We start from the raw sequence: 14,897 nt of genomic DNA on the forward strand, positions 1-14,897 counted from the left end.
GGTCGAGCGGAATAGTCCGCCGCGCATTTTTGGGAGAGGGCTCTTTACATTCCCCCGCACACGAGGATTTATCCTTTTCTTTGCGCTCAAGGAGACAAAGATGTCGTTCGAAAACTGGGCCGCCTTCGCCGCCGCCTCCACCGTCCTGCTCATCATTCCCGGCCCGACCATTCTTCTGGTCGTGTCCTATGCGCTGGGCCAGGGCTGGCGCACCGCCTTGCCGATGGCCGTCGGCGTGGCGCTGGGCGACTTCACCGCCATGACCCTGTCGATGCTGGGCATCGGCGCGCTGCTGGCCGCGTCGGCGACCGTGTTCACCATTCTGAAGCTGATCGGCGCCTGCTATCTGGTCTATCTCGGGGTAAAACTGTTTCGCGCCGGCGGCGCGCTCAAAGCTGAACCGCGCACAGATGCCGTCTCGGCCGCCAAGATGATGGCGCACGCCTGGCTGGTCACCGCACTCAACCCGAAGAGCATCACCTTCTTCGTCGCCTTCCTGCCGCAGTTCCTCAATCGGGAAGCCGATTTCTGGACACAGATGCTGATCTTCGAAGCGACCTTCCTGGCGCTCGCCTTCGCCAATGCCTTCGGCTACGCGCTGATTGCGGCGCGCGCCCGCAACGTCGTACGCAACCCCAAGGCGATCCGCATCTTCAACCGCACCGGCGGCACGCTGCTGGTCGGCGCCGGGATCGCCACGGTGGCGATGCGCTCGGGCAAATAGGAACTGCGGAGCATCAGGGCCGATATGGCAGTAAGAGATCCATTCGGCCTAATGTTTTCGGGCGCGACCGAGGCCGGGTTTTCACCCTACAGCCAGGCCGTTCATGAATTGCAATGCTTCGTCGGCGACCCGGTCGGCTCCGTTGACCGCGCCATATCGGCGGATCCCGGTTTCGTCATGGCGCATGTCTTCAAGGGGTATCTGTTCGGCCTCGCCACCGAACGCGAGGCAATGGCGGTCGCCCAGGCATGCCATGCTGCGGCACTGCCGCTTGCCGCGACGTCGCGCGAACAGGCGCATGTCGCGGCCCTTGGCCATCTTGCCGAGGGACGCTGGCATGACGCCGCGCGCCTGCTCGAAGATATCGCCATCGACAACCCGCTCGACGCGGTGGCGTTGCAGGTCGGCCACCAGATCGACTTCTTCACCGGCAATGCCCGCATGCTGCGCGACCGTATCAGCCGCGCGCTGCCGTCCTGGCAGAGCGGCATGCCAGGTTACCACGCCATTCTCGGTATGCAGGCCTTCGGTCTCGAGGAGATGGGCGACTATATCAGAGCCGAAAGTTTAGGCCGACAGGCGATCGAGATCGAGCCGCGAGACGGCTGGGCGCAGCATGCGGTCGCCCATGTCATGGAGATGCAGAGCCGGCAACGCGACGGCATCGCCTGGATGCGCGCCAACCCCGAGGCGTGGACCAAAGAAAGCTTCCTGCAGGTGCATAATTGGTGGCATCTGGCGCTGTTCCACTACGATCTCGGCGAGATCGACGAGGTGCTCAAGCTCTATGACGGGCCGATCTATGGCGAGCGTTCGACGCTGGCGCTGAACATGGTCGACGCCTCTGCGATCCTGTGGCGGCTTTATCTCGGCGGTGTCGATGTCGGCGACCGCTGGGCAGCGCTCGCTGCCAACTGGGCGCCCAAGGCTGGAGCCGGCAATTACGCCTTCAACGATGCGCATGCGATGATGGCATTCGTCGGCGCCGGTCTCGAAGCGCCGGTCAAGATCTTGCTCGAAGCCCAGCACGAGGCGATGCGCGGCAGCGACGACAACGCCGCCTTCACCCGGGATGTCGGCCAGCCACTGACGGAAGGCATCAAGGCATTCGGCGAGGGCAATTACAGCGAAGCGGTGCGCCTGATTCGACCGATCCGCGCCATTGCCCATCGCTTTGGCGGCAGCCACGCCCAGCGCGATGTGATTGATCTCTCGTTGATCGAGGCGGCGTTGCGCGCCGGCGACACAGCGCTTGCCCGGGCGTTGACGGCCGAGCGCGCACTGGCCCGGCCGGACAGTCCGCTGTCGGCGCTGCTTTCGCAACGGGCCGCCAATTTGTCAGAGAATTGACCCGCGGCGGATCTTGTTTTAAAAACTGGCAAGCCAGATTTTTTCGAGACCCGAAAAAATTAATGGCAATGGGAGGAATGCATGTATCTCGGCCTCGATCTCGGCACGTCGGGCGTCAAGGCGCTGTTGATCGATGCCGGGCAGAAGATCATCGGCTCCGGCCATGCTTCGCTTGACGTATCGCGGCCGCATCCCGGCTGGTCCGAACAAAACCCCACGGACTGGATCCGCGCCTGCGAGACGGCCATTGCCGAGCTGAAAGCCTCGCACCCGAAAGAGCTTGCCGCGGTCAAGGGCATCGGCCTTTCCGGCCATATGCATGGCGCCACCTTGCTCGATGCCGGCGACCAGGTGCTGCGCCCCTGCATTCTGTGGAATGATACGCGCAGCCACGCTGAGGCCGCGGCGCTCGATGCCGACCCGCGCTTTCGCCAACTCACCGGGAATATCGTCTTCCCCGGCTTCACGGCGCCGAAACTCGCCTGGGTGAAGAACAATGAGCCCTCGGTCTTCGCCAAAGTGGCGAAGGTGCTTTTGCCGAAGGATTTCCTGCGGCTGTGGCTGACCGGCGAGCATATCTCAGAAATGTCCGACTCGGCCGGCACCTCCTGGCTCGATGTCGGCAAACGGCGCTGGTCCCCCGAGTTGCTTGCGGCGACATCGCTCGACGAAAGGCAGATGCCGTCGCTGGTCGAAGGCACGGAGAAGGCCGGCGCCTTGCGCGCCGAACTGGCCGCCAGCTGGGGCATAGCATCGGGCACCCCGGTTGCCGGCGGCGCCGGCGACAATGCTGCTTCGGCCTGCGGCATGGGCACGGTCGGCGCCGGCCACGCTTTTGTGTCGCTGGGCACATCTGGCGTGCTGTTTGCCGCCAACGCGTCCTATCTGCCCAATCCGGCCAGCGCGGTGCACACCTTCTGCCATGCCCTGCCCAACACCTGGCACCAGATGGGGGTCATCCTGTCTGCGACCGATTCGCTGAACTGGCTGTCGGAGATTTCAGGCAAGAAGGCCGGCGAATTGACCGCCGAACTTGGCGAGACGCTGAAAGCGCCGAGCGGTGTGTCGTTCCTGCCCTACCTCTCGGGCGAGCGTACGCCACACAATGATTCCGTCATTCGTGGGTCCTTCACCGGACTGGCGCATGAATCCGGCCGCGCAGTGCTGACGCAGGCCGTGCTAGAAGGCGTCGCCTTCGCCTTCCGCGACAGTCTCGAAGCCTTGAAGACGGCGGGCACGATCTTGACGCGGGTGACGGCGATCGGCGGCGGCTCGCGCTCGCGCTACTGGCTGAAGGCGATCGCTACGGCGCTGCAGGTGCCGGTGGACATTCCGGCCGACGGCGATTTCGGTGCTGCCTTTGGCGCGGCGAGGCTTGGTCTGATCGCGGCGACAGGGGCTGATCCGCGGGCGGTGTGCACGGCGCCGAGGACGGATGCGACGATCGAGCCGGATGCTGCGCTTGGCGGGGCGTATGCCGATGCGTACCAGCGCTACCGGGCGCTATACCCGGCGATCAAAGGCGCCATGGCGTGAGTGAGCGCGAGGCACCCCCCTCTGCCCTGCCGGGCATCTCCCCCGCAAGGGGGGAGATCGGCAGCGTCGGCGGGTATGCCAGTCTTGTAAGGTGGGTGATTAGCGAAGGCGTGGATGCCAGCCAATCTCCCCCCTTGCGGGGGAGATGCCCGGCAGGGCAGAGGGGGGTGTCTCGCGCCACCCTTAATCGATCACTGCGCCGGCACCTTGTCGAGAAACCCGGTGACGCTCTTCAGGCGCCCATTTTCGATAACACCGATATCGGTGCCTTCGATAACCGACGGCACGCCTTCCGGCCCAAGATTCCACGAGAAGCGGATGCGGTCGCCAAACCCGTCCGGCTGGCCCCTCAGCGAGAACCGGAAGCCGGCGAAGCGCTGCTGTACGCCGTCGATCAGCCCAGCAACGCCGGCGTGGCCGTCGCCCTGCATGAGCGGATCGCGGTAGCTGACGTCTTCGGTGAAGGTGGCCTTGAGCAGTTCGGCACGGCGATCCGCATCGGCCTCGTTCCAGGCGGTGATGTAGTTCTGGGCGATCGTGTTGAGATCGGTCATGGTCTGTCTCCTTCGTTGAGTGGCTTTGACACGAGGCTTTTCACCCCAAGCGAGAGCGAAACCAATTACGCCTGAGGTAATCAGGGTGAACTATTCGAGAGAGGACAGAAATCATGAGCAGCGGATTTTTCGGCGACATCAAAGCGATCAAGTATGAGGGGCCGGATTCGACCAATCCGCTGGCCTACCGCTTCTACAATCCCGACGAGGTGGTGGCCGGCAAACGGCTGCAAGACCATCTGCGCTTCGCCGTCGCCTACTGGCATTCTTTCGCCTGGCCGGGCGGCGATCCCTTTGGCGGCCAGACCTTCGACCGGCCCTGGTTTCCCAAGGCTGGCGGCGTCGACACGATGGAACTGGCCAGGCTGAAAGCCGACGTCGCCTTCGAGATGTTCTCGCTGCTCGGCGCGCCCTATTTCTGCTTCCACGACGCCGACGTGCGGCCGGAAGGCAAGGATTTCTCCGAAAGTGCCGCGCGGCTCGACGAGATCGCCGACTATTTTGCCGCCAAGATGAAGAAGACCGGCGTCAAACTGCTCTGGGGCACGGCCAACCTGTTCTCCAACCGCCGCTTCATGTCGGGCGCCGCCACCAATCCCGATCCGGATGTCTTCGCCTATGCGGCGGCGACGGTGAAAAGCTGCATCGACGTCACGAAGCGGCTGAAGGGCGAGAATTATGTACTGTGGGGCGGGCGCGAGGGCTATGAAACGCTGCTCAACACCGATCTTGCCCGCGAGCAGGAGCAGGCTGGGCGCTTCCTCAGTCTCGTCGTCGACTACAAGCACAAGATTGGCTTCAAAGGCACGATCCTGATCGAGCCGAAGCCGCAGGAGCCGACCAAGCATCAGTACGACTACGACGTTGCCACGGTCTACGGCTTCCTCAAGCGCTTCGGGCTGGAGAAGGAAGTGAAGCTGAACATCGAGCAGGGCCACGCGATTCTTGCCGGCCATTCCTTCGAGCACGAGCTGGCGCTGGCCAATGCGCTCGGCGTCTTCGGCTCGATCGACATGAACCGCAACGACTACCAGTCGGGCTGGGACACCGACCAGTTCCCCAACAATGTGCCCGAGATGGCGCTGGCCTATTACCAGGTGTTGCAGGCCGGCGGCTTCAAGACCGGCGGCACCAATTTCGACGCCAAGCTGCGCCGCCAGTCGCTCGACCCGCAGGACCTGCTGATCGGCCATATCGGCGGCATGGATTCCTGCGCACGAGGCCTCAAGGCAGCCGCCAAGATGGTCGAGGACAAGGCGCTGTCGGGTCCGCTGGCCGAGCGCTATGCCGGTTGGAACACGGCCGAGGGGAAGGCGATGCTGTCGGGCAAGCGCTCGCTGGAAGACATCGCCGAGCGCGTGGTGAAGAAGAAGATCGAGCCGCAGCCACGCTCCGGCCGCCAGGAGTTGCTGGAAAACATCGTCAACCGCTACGTCTGAGGGCGGAAAGCCGATTCGTTGTGCTCAAGGGTGGCTGGATAACATTCCGGCCGCCCCGGAATGGGGTTTGCGCAAGACCTTATCCGACGACAAGGGTTTGCCCTTTGGCGCCCCTCAATGACCTCGCTCTTGCCTTCAAACTGCCGTCACGTATCTCGTATAAGGATGCGGTTGTGGCGGGTGAAAAGGAAGGAGGCGAACCGATATGCAGCACGAACGCGAAATCGACGCCCTGCTCTCATCCGGCGAGACCGGATCGATCATCGACCGGCTGATGGCGCTGCCGCGGCCGACCGACAGCGTGAAAAACGAATGGGATCGGGCTGTCAGCAGCCGATTTGAACTCCGTCTGGCGAGGCAGATCCGCTCGCAGATGGACGCCGGCGGCGAACGACAGAACGCAGCCTGATCTCCCTTTGTCTGTGCATGTCGTTATCCCAAAACCGCGACACACTTTTGGGCGACATGCATCAACCTCGGCGCAGCCTGACCGGGGCTTCGCCGAACGCTCTTGAAAACGCTCTGGAAAATGCCGCGGCGGACGAGAACCCCGTCCGCCCGGCAATATCCGCCATGGCGATCCGCGTGTCGACCACCAGCCGCCGCGCCGCGCCCAGCCGCAGCCTGAGATAATATGCGCCCGGCGTCTCGCCGATCGACTTGCGAAAAATGCTCTCCAATGTCCGCGCCGTCACCCCGGCGCGTTTTGCCACCGCGTCGATGGTCAGCGGCTGGTCGACATGCGATTCCATCAGCCGGATAGCCTGCGCCAGACGCGGGTCGTAGCCGTCGAGCCGGCCGAGCGAGACCAGCGGCTGCGCGTCGGTCGCGGCGCGCGCCTGGTCGTAGATGAAGACGCTGGCGACATCGAGCGCGACGGCCATGCCGAGCCGGGTGCGGATCAGATGCAGCATCAGGTCGAAGGTCGGCGACGCCCCGCCCGAGGTGAACACCGGTCCGTCGATGACGTAGCGGTCCGGACGCACGTCGACGCCGGGAAAGGCGGAGGAAAAATCCTCCATGTCTTCCCAATGGGTGGTGGCGCTGCGGCCTTCGAGGAGGCCGGCGCGCGCCACCAGCCATGTGCCGGCCTCGACGCCCCCGCAGGCGCGAGCCGCGCGGGCCGCTCGCCGTAATCCGGAAAGCAGAGCCGATGTCGCGTAATTCTGGGTGCCGAAGCCGGCGACGACGACAAGCACGTCGGTCGGCTCGGCCGCATCGAAGCGGCCCCTGACCGCCACCGGCAGGCCACATGTGGTGACCGGCGCCTCTCCGGTGACCGAGACCAGTTTGAAATCGAACAGCGTCTCGCCGGAGATGCGGTTGGCGGCGCGCAGCGGGTCGACGGCCGACGCCACGCACATGATTGACGAGCCTGAAAACACCAGCAGCATCACCTTGAGCGGCGATCGCTCAGCGCGAAAGATGGTCGGTTTTTCGCTTTTGATCACGAGAGCTTCGTAAATTGCAAAACAGTTTCCGGCAAGTCGGTCATTGTTAGGGTCTGTTTCTATGGGAGGAGATGTCCATGCCGCTCGCGATGAACCGTGAGGTTTTCATTACCTGTGCCGTGACCGGGTCCGGCGGCTCGCAGGACCGCTCTCCGCATGTGCCACGCTCGCCCAAGCAGATCGCCGATTCGGCGATCGATGCGGCCAAGGCCGGTGCCGCCATCGTCCACTGCCATGTCCGCGACCCCGAGACCGGCAAGCCGCGCCGCGATATCCATCTCTACCGCGAAGTGACGGACCGCATCCGCGCGGCAGAAGTCGACGTGATCCTGAACCTGACCGCCGGTATGGGCGGCGACATGGTGTTCGGCTCACCGGAAGCGCCGCTGCCGCTCAATGAAAAAGGCACCGACATGGGCGGCGCCACCAACCGCATGGAACATGTGCGCCAGTGCCTGCCGGAAATCTGCACGCTGGATTGCGGCACCATGAACTTCGCCGAGGCCGATTATGTCATGACCAACACGCCCGGCATGCTGCGCGCCATGGGCGGCATGATGACGGCGCTCGGCGTCAAGCCGGAGATCGAAGCTTTTGATACCGGCCACCTCTGGTTCGCCAAGCAGCTGGTCGAAGAAAAGGTCTTGAATCCCGACGCGCTGGTGCAGCTCTGCATGGGTGTGCCGTGGGGGGCGCCGGACGACCTCAACACCTTCATGGCCATGGTTAACAACGTGCCGTCGACCTGGAACTGGTCGGCCTTCGCCATCGGCCGCAACCAGATGGCCTATGCAGCCGCTGCAGTGCTCGCCGGCGGCAATGTCCGCGTCGGTCTCGAAGACAATCTCTGGCTCGACAAGGGCGTGCTGGCCACCAATGCGCAGCTGGTCGAGCGCGCCGCCAGCATCGTCACCAATCTCGGCGCCAGGATTTTGGGGCCGGAGGAAGTGCGCAGGAAGCTCAACCTCACCAAGCGGGCGCCGATCGCAGCGGCTGCTTAAGACGGGAGCGGATCATGGCTACCGTCAAATTCACTGCGATGAAGGATGGCGACAGGCAAGACTATGAGTTCCTGACCGCCCATGAGATCGACTATGCCGCCAAGACCGGCGAGCGGCTGCTCGACGCTTTGGTGCAGCTCGACGAAGGCCTGTCCGGCTACAAGATCACCCGGCTCGGCCATTCGCTGCAGGCGGCGACTCGTGCCTGGCGCGACGGCGCCGACACCGACTGGATCACCTGCGCGCTGCTGCACGACATCGGCGACATCTACGCTCCCTACAATCACGACGAGTACGCCGCTTCGATCCTGAAACCTTTCGTGCGCGAGCAATGCACCTGGGTGGTGGAAAAGCATGGCGACTTCCAGCGGCTCTATTACGCGCATCATCTCGGCGGCAACCGCCACGCTCGCGACCGCTTCGCCGGCCATGCCTATTTCGACGATTGCGACCAGTTTTGCGAACGCTGGGACCAGTCGAGCTTCGACCCGGACTACGACACGCTGCCGATCGAATTCTTCTGGCCCTTCGTGCTCGAAGTCTTCACCCGCAAGGCCTACGACCCCTTCGTGATCCGCTCCGGCGAGCGCGTGCCTCTCATCGACCCCGAAACCGCCAAGACAAGAACCGGAGCCTGACCATGAGCATCATCAACAAGGCAGCCGCCATTGGCGGCGGTGTCATTGGCGCCGGCTGGGTGGCGCGGCTGCTGCTCAACGGCATCGACGTGTCGATCTTCGATCCCGATCCGGAGGCATCGCGCAAGGTCTCGGAAGTGATGAAGGGCGCGCGCCGCGCCTACAAGCAGATGGTTCCAGGCGGCCTGCCCAGGGAAGGCAGACTGACCTTTGCCAAGACCATCGCCGAGGCGGTGGCCGACGCCGATTTCATCCAGGAGAGCGTGCCGGAGCGGCTCGACCTCAAACACCGCGTGCTGGCCGAGATCGACCTTTATGCGCCGGCGAACGCCATAGTCGGCTCGTCTACCTCCGGCATCAAGCCGACCGACATGCAGGTCGCGATGAAGAAGCATCCGGAGCGTCTGGTTGTCGGACATCCCTTCAACCCGGTCTACCTGCTGCCGCTGGTCGAGATCGTCGGCGGCGAGCAGACGTTCCCCGAAGCGATCGAGGTTGCCAAGGAAATCTATGCCTCGATCGGCATGAAGCCGGTGGTGATCCGCAAGGAAATCGAGGCCTTTGTCGGCGACCGCCTGCTCGAAGCGGCCTGGCGCGAGGCGCTGTGGCTGATCAAGGACGGTATCTGCACGGTCGAGGAACTCGACGACATCATGCGCTATGGCTTCGGCCTGCGCTGGGCGCAGATGGGCATGTTCCAGGTCTATCGCGTCGCCGGCGGCGAGGCAGGCATGCGCCACTTCATGGCGCAGTTCGGGCCGTGCCTGAAATGGCCGTGGACCAAGCTTATGGATGTGCCGGAGTTCAACGACGAGCTGGTCGATCTTATCGCCTCCCAGTCGGACGACCAGGCGCACGGCCTGTCGATCCGCGAGCTGGAAAAGATCCGCGACGACAATCTGGTCGCGATCATGGATGCTCTGTCGAAACAGAACAAAGGCAAGGGCTGGGGCGCCGGTGCCTTGCACAAGGACTATACCAGGCAGCTGGCCAAGCTGGCAGCGAAGAAGCCGGCCGCATCCAGGGCCGCCGAAAAGGCCAAGGCATCCAAGCCGGTGAAGAAGGCGGAAAAGCCGAAGAAAAAGAAGAAGGGCTGAGGACCATGGATTTCGGTCTCTCGGAGGAACAGAAGCTCATCGTCGAGACGACGCGCGCGTTCGTCGAGAATGAGCTTTACCCGCATGAACGCGAGGTCGAGCGCACCGGCGTGCTGCGCCGCGAGTTGATCGAGGAGATCAAGGTCAAGGCAATCGAAGCTGGGCTCTATGCGGCCAACATGCCGGCCGATGTCGGTGGCGCCGGCCTCGATACGGTGACTTGGCTGCTCTACGAGAAGGAACTCGGCCGCGCCAACTATGCGCTGCACTGGACCTGCGTCGCGCGCCCCTCCAACATCCTGCTCGCCGGCACGCCCGAGCAGCGCGAAAAGTACCTGTTCCCGTGCATCCGCGGCGAGAAGTGGGACTGCCTGGCGATGACCGAGCCCGGCGCCGGCTCCGACCTGCGAGGCATGAAGGCGACCGCGGTGCAGGACGGCCACGACTGGGTCCTTAACGGCACCAAGCATTTCATCTCCCATGCCGATCTTGCCGATTTCGCGATTTGTTTCATGGCTTCGGGCGAGGAAGAAACGCCGCGCGGCAAGCGCAAGAAGATCACCGCCTTCTTCGTCGACAAGGGCACCAAGGGGTTCACCGTGCGCGACGGCTACCGCAACGTCTCGCATCGCGGCTACACCAACGCCATCCTCGAATTCGACGATTGCCGCCTGCCGGCAAGCCAGGTGCTGGGTGAGGTCCACAAGGGCTTCGACGTCGCCAATTCCTGGCTCGGCGCCACGCGCCTGCAGGTCGGCGCCACCTGTCTCGGCCGCGCCGAGCGGGCGCTCGGTCATGCCATCGAATATTCCGCGCAGCGCCAGCAGTTCGGCCAGCAGATCGGCAAGTTCCAGGGCGTGTCGTTCAAACTCGCCGACATGGCGACCGAATTGAAGGCGGCGGACCTGATGGTGTTCGAAGCCGGCTGGAAGTACGATCAGGGCACCGTCACCGATCAGGACATGGCCATGGCGAAGCTGAAGGCTACCGAAATGCTCGCCTTCGTTGCCGACGAAGCCATCCAGATCCATGGTGGCATGGGGCTGATGGACGACCTGCCGTTGGAACGCATCTGGCGCGACGCCCGCGTCGAGCGCATCTGGGAAGGGACGTCGGAAATCCAGCGCCACATCATTTCGCGGGCGCTGCTGCGCCCGTTCGGGGCTTAAAAAGAAGAGACGGGGAATATGCACAAGCTTGAACGTCTCCTGCGCCCAAAATCCATCGCCGTGTTCGGCGGGGCGCAGGCCGCTGCCGTCGTCGAGCAATCGATCAAGATGGGCTTTGTCGGCGAAATCTGGCCGGTGCATCCGAACAAGGACGAGGTCGCCGGCCGCAAGGCCTATCGCTCGGTCGCCGAATTGCCCGGGGCGCCCGACGCCGCCTTTGTCGGCGTCAACCGGCATCTCACCATCGAGGTGATCAAGGCGCTGGCTGAGCGCGGCGCCGGCGGCGCCGTCTGTTTTGCCGCGGGCTTTCTTGAGACCGAGGCCTATGACGATGACGGCGAGCGGCTGCAGGCCGAACTGGTGGCTGTCGCGGGCCAGATGCCGATCATCGGCCCGAACTGTTATGGCCTGATCAACTATGCCGATGGCGCGCTGCTATGGCCCGACCAGCATGGCGGCATCAGGCTGCCCGAAGGCGCCAAGGGCGTCGCCATCATCACCCAGTCCTCCAACATCGCCATCAACATGACGATGCAGAAGCGCGGCCTGCCGATCGCCTTTCTGATGACCGCCGGCAACCAGGCGCAGACCGGCCTGTCGGAAATGGCGCTCGGCCTGATCGAGGATGAGCGCGTCACCTCGCTCGGCCTGCACATCGAAGCCTTCGATTCGGTAGCCGGCTTCGAGAAGCTGGCGGCGCGCGCGCGCGAATTGAAGAAGCCGATCATCGCCATGAAGGTCGGTCGCTCCGAACAGGCGCGGCAGGCGACGGTCTCGCACACGGCATCGCTGGCCGGTTCGGACGCTGCCTCGGGCGCCTTCCTGCGGCGGCTCGGCATTGCGCGCGTCGATTCTATCCCCGCCTTCATCGAGGCGTTGAAGCTTCTACATGTCACCGGGCCGCTGCCCGGCTACCGCCTGTCCTCGATGAGCTGCTCCGGCGGCGAAGCCTCCGTCATGGCCGACAGCGCCGAAGGGCGCTGGGTCAATTTCCCGGAGCTCACCAGCAAGCACCGCGCCCATGTCAAATCGACGCTCGGGCCGCTGGTCGCCGTCGCCAACCCGTTGGACTATCACACCTTCATCTGGAACAACGAGCCGGCGATGACCGCCACCTTCACCGCCATGGTGTCGGGTGGTTTCGACCTCAACATGCTGGTGCTCGACTTTCCACGCCCCGACCGCTGCTCGGTCACCGACTGGTGGGCGACGCTGCGCGCCTTCGAATCGGCGCTGAAGACCAACAAGGCGCATGGCGCGATTGTCTCGTCGCTGCCGGAGAACCTGCCGGAGGAATACACCGCCGAACTGATGGCGCGCGGCATGGTGCCGCTGTTCGGCATCTCCGAGGCCATGGATGCCGCAGGTGCGGCAGCCTTCATCGGCTGGGCCTGGGCCGAGCCGCAGGCGCAGCCTATCGACACGTCGGCTGCAGGTGCTGCCGGCGGCGATCATGTCACCCCTGACGAGGCCGAAGCCAAGGCGCGGCTGATCAAGGCCGGCTTGCCGGTGCCGAAGGCAGAACGTGCCGCTAACGCCGTAGAGGCGGTGATTTCGTCGATGGCGCTCGGCTTCCCGGTGGCGCTGAAGGCGCTCGGCGTCACCCATAAGTCGGAAGTCGGCGCGGTGCGGCTCAATCTGAAAGACGCCGAATCGGTCAGCACGGCCGCGCATGATCTGCTGCCGCTCGGCACCGGCCTCTATGTCGAGCGCATGGTGCGCGACGGCGTTGCCGAGTTGATCGTCGGCTTCACCCGCGATCCGATGTTCGGCGCGGTCATGACGCTGGGCACCGGAGGCGTGCTGGTCGAGCTGTTGCGCGACAGCGTCACGCTGATGCTGCCGGCAACGCGCGACGACATCGAGGCCGCCCTGCGTGGCCTCAAACTGTTTCCGCTGCTCGACGGCTATCGTGGCCGGCCCAAGGCCGATATCGGCGCTGCCATCGACGCCATCGCGGGCATTGCCGGCTTCGTGCAGACGAATGCCGGAGAGATCGAGGAACTCGACATCAATCCGCTGATCGTCTGCGCCGAGGGCAAGGGCGCCTGGATCGCCGACTCGCTGCTGGTGCTGGGAGAGAAGAAGAATGTCTGACGTCATTTCCACCCGCCGCGAGGGCACCATTCTCGAGGTCACGCTCGACCGGCCCAAGGCCAACGCCATCGACCTCAAGACCTCGCGGCTGATGGGCGAGACCTTCAAGGCGTTCCGCGACGATCCCAGATTGCGCGTCGCCATCGTCAAGACCGCCGGCGACAAGTTCTTCTGCGCCGGCTGGGATTTGAAGGCAGCCGCCGGTGGCGACGCGGTCGACGGCGACTATGGCGTCGGCGGTTTTGCCGGCCTGCAGGAGCTGCGCGACATGAACAAGCCGATCATTGCCTGCGTCAACGGCATGGCGGTGGGCGGCGGCTTCGAGCTGGCGCTGTCCTGCGACCTCATTTTCGCCTCCGACCATTCCTCCTTCGCCCTGCCCGAAATCCGCGCCGGCACGCTGGCTGATGCCGCGACGATCAAGCTGCCCAAGCGCATTCCCTACCATGTCGCCATGGACCTTCTGCTCACCGGCCGCTGGATGGATGTGGCGGAAGCGCATCGCTGGGGCCTGGTCAACGAAGTGCTGCCCAAGGACAAGCTCGAGGAGCGCGTCTGGGAGATCGCAAGGCTGCTCGCCAGCGGCCCGCCGCTGGTGTTCGCCGCGATCAAGGAGACGGCGCGGGTGGCGGAGGCGCTGACCTTCCAGGACGCGATGAACCGCGTGACGCGCCGGCAATTGGCGACGGTCGATGCGCTGTATGGCTCGGAGGACAATATGGAAGGGTTTCGTGCGTTCGCAGAAAAGCGCGACCCGGTGTGGAAGGGGAAGTAGCCTCTTTACCCTCCTCTCGATGGGGAGGGTCGGACCGAAGGTCCGGGGTGGGGTGATGCGCCACCACTCCCCACCCGCCGCTTCGCGGCGACCTCCCCCATCAAGGGGGAGGTAAAGGAGCTGCATGACCGACTACAAAACCCTCATCGATGCCGAGACCTGGGCCTTCATCGAGCGGACCAATTCCTATTACCCGCCCGATACGATCGACTACACCATCGCCCAGCAGCGTGCGATTTATGACCGGATGTGCCGCGAGTTCTTTGCCGGCTATCCCAATGGTGTGACGGCGGAAACGACTTTCATTGCCGCCCACGACATCCCGATCCGCATCTATCGCTCTGCCTCACCCAACCGGGACGCGATGGTGCTTTACATCCATGGCGGCGGCTTCATCCTCGGTGGGCTGGACAGCCATGACGATGTCTGCGCCGAGCTGTGCGCCCGGACCGGCTTCGAAGTGGTCTCCATCGGCTACCGGCTGGCGCCAGAGCATCTGCACCCTGCCGCCTTCGACGATGCGCTGCATGCCTTCGAATGGGCGGCCTCGAACTACGACTGCCCTATTTTGCTCTGCGGCGACAGCGCCGGCGGCAATCTCTGCGCGGCTGTCGCCCACGCAACGCGCAGCCATGCCAAAAAGCCGATCGGCCAGGTGCTGATCTATCCCGGCCTCGGCGGCGACCGTTCGCAAGGCTCCTATTTGACGCATGCGGAAGCGCCGATGCTGACGGTGCGCGATCTCGACTTCTACAGGGATATCCGCACCGGCGGCGTCGATGGGACCGGCGACATCACTTTGTATCCAATGGCCGACGCAGATTTTACCGGCCTGCCACCGACAGTGCTGATCACCGCTGAGTGTGACCCACTGTCGTCGGACGGCGAGGCCTATCGCGACCGCGTCCTCGCTGCCGGCGGCCATGCCACCTGGTTCGAGGAGCCGGGACTGGTGCACGGCTATCTCCGGGCCAGGCACACGGTTGGCCGGGCCCGCGCCTCCTTCAGCCGCATTGTCGAGGCGGTTTCCGTGCTGGGCAAAGGCGACTGGATCTGGTGATCCGGC

14 protein-coding genes are annotated in these 14,897 nt (G+C 64.2%); 12 read left to right on the forward strand and 2 right to left on the reverse strand.

Annotated elements, in window-relative coordinates; genetic code table 11:
• The first annotated feature begins 100 nt into the window (after positions 1-100).
• The 3 genes from NKJ77_RS16545 to xylB all read left to right on the forward strand — a co-directional run bounded on the left by NKJ77_RS16545 (position 101) and on the right by xylB (position 3,610).
• Positions 101-724, forward strand: a complete 624-nt coding sequence (locus NKJ77_RS16545; protein WP_023831240.1) for a LysE family translocator — start codon at positions 101-103, stop codon at positions 722-724.
• Positions 725-748: 24 nt separating this feature from the next.
• The gene (locus tag NKJ77_RS16550) at positions 749-2,074 is read left to right on the forward strand and encodes a tetratricopeptide repeat protein (protein ID WP_023831239.1); all 1,326 of its coding nucleotides are present in this window, start codon (positions 749-751) and stop codon (positions 2,072-2,074) included.
• 81 nt (positions 2,075-2,155) lie between these two features.
• Complete coding sequence (xylB, locus tag NKJ77_RS16555) at positions 2,156-3,610, forward strand: xylulokinase (protein ID WP_023831238.1); 1,455 nt, start codon at positions 2,156-2,158, stop codon at positions 3,608-3,610.
• A gap of 191 nt (positions 3,611-3,801) precedes the next feature.
• Here xylB and NKJ77_RS16560 read toward each other — a convergent pair whose 3' ends face one another.
• Positions 3,802-4,164, reverse strand: coding sequence for a nuclear transport factor 2 family protein (locus tag NKJ77_RS16560; protein ID WP_023806199.1), 363 nt, complete (start codon positions 4,162-4,164; stop codon positions 3,802-3,804).
• A gap of 113 nt (positions 4,165-4,277) precedes the next feature.
• On the opposite strand from NKJ77_RS16560, the gene xylA reads away from it, so the two are divergent.
• Together xylA and NKJ77_RS16570 are read left to right on the forward strand one after the other, a co-directional pair.
• A complete protein-coding gene (xylA, locus tag NKJ77_RS16565) occupies positions 4,278-5,603 on the forward strand; it encodes a xylose isomerase (protein ID WP_023831237.1) in 1,326 nt (441 codons plus the stop codon).
• Positions 5,604-5,808: 205 nt separating this feature from the next.
• Positions 5,809-6,012, forward strand: coding sequence for a hypothetical protein (locus NKJ77_RS16570; protein WP_023831236.1), 204 nt, complete (start codon positions 5,809-5,811; stop codon positions 6,010-6,012).
• A 61-nt stretch (positions 6,013-6,073) separates the two neighbouring features.
• Here NKJ77_RS16570 and NKJ77_RS16575 read toward each other — a convergent pair whose 3' ends face one another.
• Positions 6,074-7,054, reverse strand: a complete 981-nt coding sequence (locus tag NKJ77_RS16575) for a GlxA family transcriptional regulator (protein WP_023831235.1) — start codon at positions 7,052-7,054, stop codon at positions 6,074-6,076.
• Positions 7,055-7,131: 77 nt separating this feature from the next.
• Here NKJ77_RS16575 and bcoG point away from each other — a divergent pair, with 77 nt between their 5' ends.
• From bcoG to NKJ77_RS16610, 7 genes are all read left to right on the forward strand, one after another.
• Positions 7,132-8,055 (forward strand): 3-dehydrocarnitine:acetyl-CoA trimethylamine transferase BcoG, encoded by a 924-nt coding sequence (gene bcoG / locus NKJ77_RS16580; protein ID WP_023831234.1) that lies wholly within the window; start codon positions 7,132-7,134, stop codon positions 8,053-8,055.
• Between the two features lie 14 nt (positions 8,056-8,069).
• Complete coding sequence (locus tag NKJ77_RS16585) at positions 8,070-8,693, forward strand: HD domain-containing protein (RefSeq protein ID WP_352535468.1); 624 nt, start codon at positions 8,070-8,072, stop codon at positions 8,691-8,693.
• Between the two features lie 2 nt (positions 8,694-8,695).
• Positions 8,696-9,790 carry a carnitine 3-dehydrogenase gene (locus tag NKJ77_RS16590; RefSeq protein ID WP_023831232.1) on the forward strand — a complete coding sequence of 365 codons (1,095 nt, stop codon included), beginning with the start codon at positions 8,696-8,698 and terminating at the stop codon, positions 9,788-9,790.
• Positions 9,791-9,795: 5 nt separating this feature from the next.
• Complete coding sequence (locus NKJ77_RS16595; RefSeq protein ID WP_023694246.1) at positions 9,796-10,959, forward strand: acyl-CoA dehydrogenase family protein; 1,164 nt, start codon at positions 9,796-9,798, stop codon at positions 10,957-10,959.
• Positions 10,960-10,977: 18 nt separating this feature from the next.
• Positions 10,978-13,056 (forward strand): acetate--CoA ligase family protein, encoded by a 2,079-nt coding sequence (locus tag NKJ77_RS16600; protein WP_023831231.1) that lies wholly within the window; start codon positions 10,978-10,980, stop codon positions 13,054-13,056.
• A complete protein-coding gene (locus NKJ77_RS16605; protein ID WP_023831230.1) occupies positions 13,049-13,831 on the forward strand; it encodes a carnitinyl-CoA dehydratase in 783 nt (260 codons plus the stop codon). Before NKJ77_RS16600 ends, NKJ77_RS16605 begins: the two co-directional genes overlap by 8 nt.
• Before the next feature lie 124 nt (positions 13,832-13,955).
• On the forward strand, positions 13,956-14,891 hold the full coding sequence (locus NKJ77_RS16610; RefSeq protein ID WP_352496952.1) for an alpha/beta hydrolase: 936 nt from the start codon (positions 13,956-13,958) through the stop codon (positions 14,889-14,891).
• Positions 14,892-14,897: the final 6 nt, after the last annotated feature.

The sequence above is a fragment of the Mesorhizobium sp. M0052 genome (assembly GCF_040323255.1).
GTDB lineage: Bacteria > Pseudomonadota > Alphaproteobacteria > Rhizobiales > Rhizobiaceae > Mesorhizobium.

What these genes read in the sequence shown, in the direction of transcription:
- NKJ77_RS16545 (WP_023831240.1), top strand. Translation starts at nt 101, where the DNA reads ATGTCGTTCGAAAACTGGGCCGCCTTCGCCGCCGCCTCCACCGTCCTG.
- NKJ77_RS16550 (WP_023831239.1), top strand. Translation starts at nt 749, where the DNA reads ATGGCAGTAAGAGATCCATTCGGCCTAATGTTTTCGGGCGCGACCGAG.
- xylB (WP_023831238.1), top strand. Translation starts at nt 2,156, where the DNA reads ATGTATCTCGGCCTCGATCTCGGCACGTCGGGCGTCAAGGCGCTGTTG.
- NKJ77_RS16560 (WP_023806199.1), bottom strand. Translation starts at nt 4,164, where the DNA reads ATGACCGATCTCAACACGATCGCCCAGAACTACATCACCGCCTGGAAC.
- xylA (WP_023831237.1), top strand. Translation starts at nt 4,278, where the DNA reads ATGAGCAGCGGATTTTTCGGCGACATCAAAGCGATCAAGTATGAGGGG.
- NKJ77_RS16570 (WP_023831236.1), top strand. Translation starts at nt 5,809, where the DNA reads ATGCAGCACGAACGCGAAATCGACGCCCTGCTCTCATCCGGCGAGACC.
- bcoG (WP_023831234.1), top strand. Translation starts at nt 7,132, where the DNA reads ATGCCGCTCGCGATGAACCGTGAGGTTTTCATTACCTGTGCCGTGACC.
- NKJ77_RS16585 (WP_352535468.1), top strand. Translation starts at nt 8,070, where the DNA reads ATGGCTACCGTCAAATTCACTGCGATGAAGGATGGCGACAGGCAAGAC.
- NKJ77_RS16590 (WP_023831232.1), top strand. Translation starts at nt 8,696, where the DNA reads ATGAGCATCATCAACAAGGCAGCCGCCATTGGCGGCGGTGTCATTGGC.
- NKJ77_RS16595 (WP_023694246.1), top strand. Translation starts at nt 9,796, where the DNA reads ATGGATTTCGGTCTCTCGGAGGAACAGAAGCTCATCGTCGAGACGACG.
- NKJ77_RS16600 (WP_023831231.1), top strand. Translation starts at nt 10,978, where the DNA reads ATGCACAAGCTTGAACGTCTCCTGCGCCCAAAATCCATCGCCGTGTTC.
- NKJ77_RS16605 (WP_023831230.1), top strand. Translation starts at nt 13,049, where the DNA reads ATGTCTGACGTCATTTCCACCCGCCGCGAGGGCACCATTCTCGAGGTC.
- NKJ77_RS16610 (WP_352496952.1), top strand. Translation starts at nt 13,956, where the DNA reads ATGACCGACTACAAAACCCTCATCGATGCCGAGACCTGGGCCTTCATC.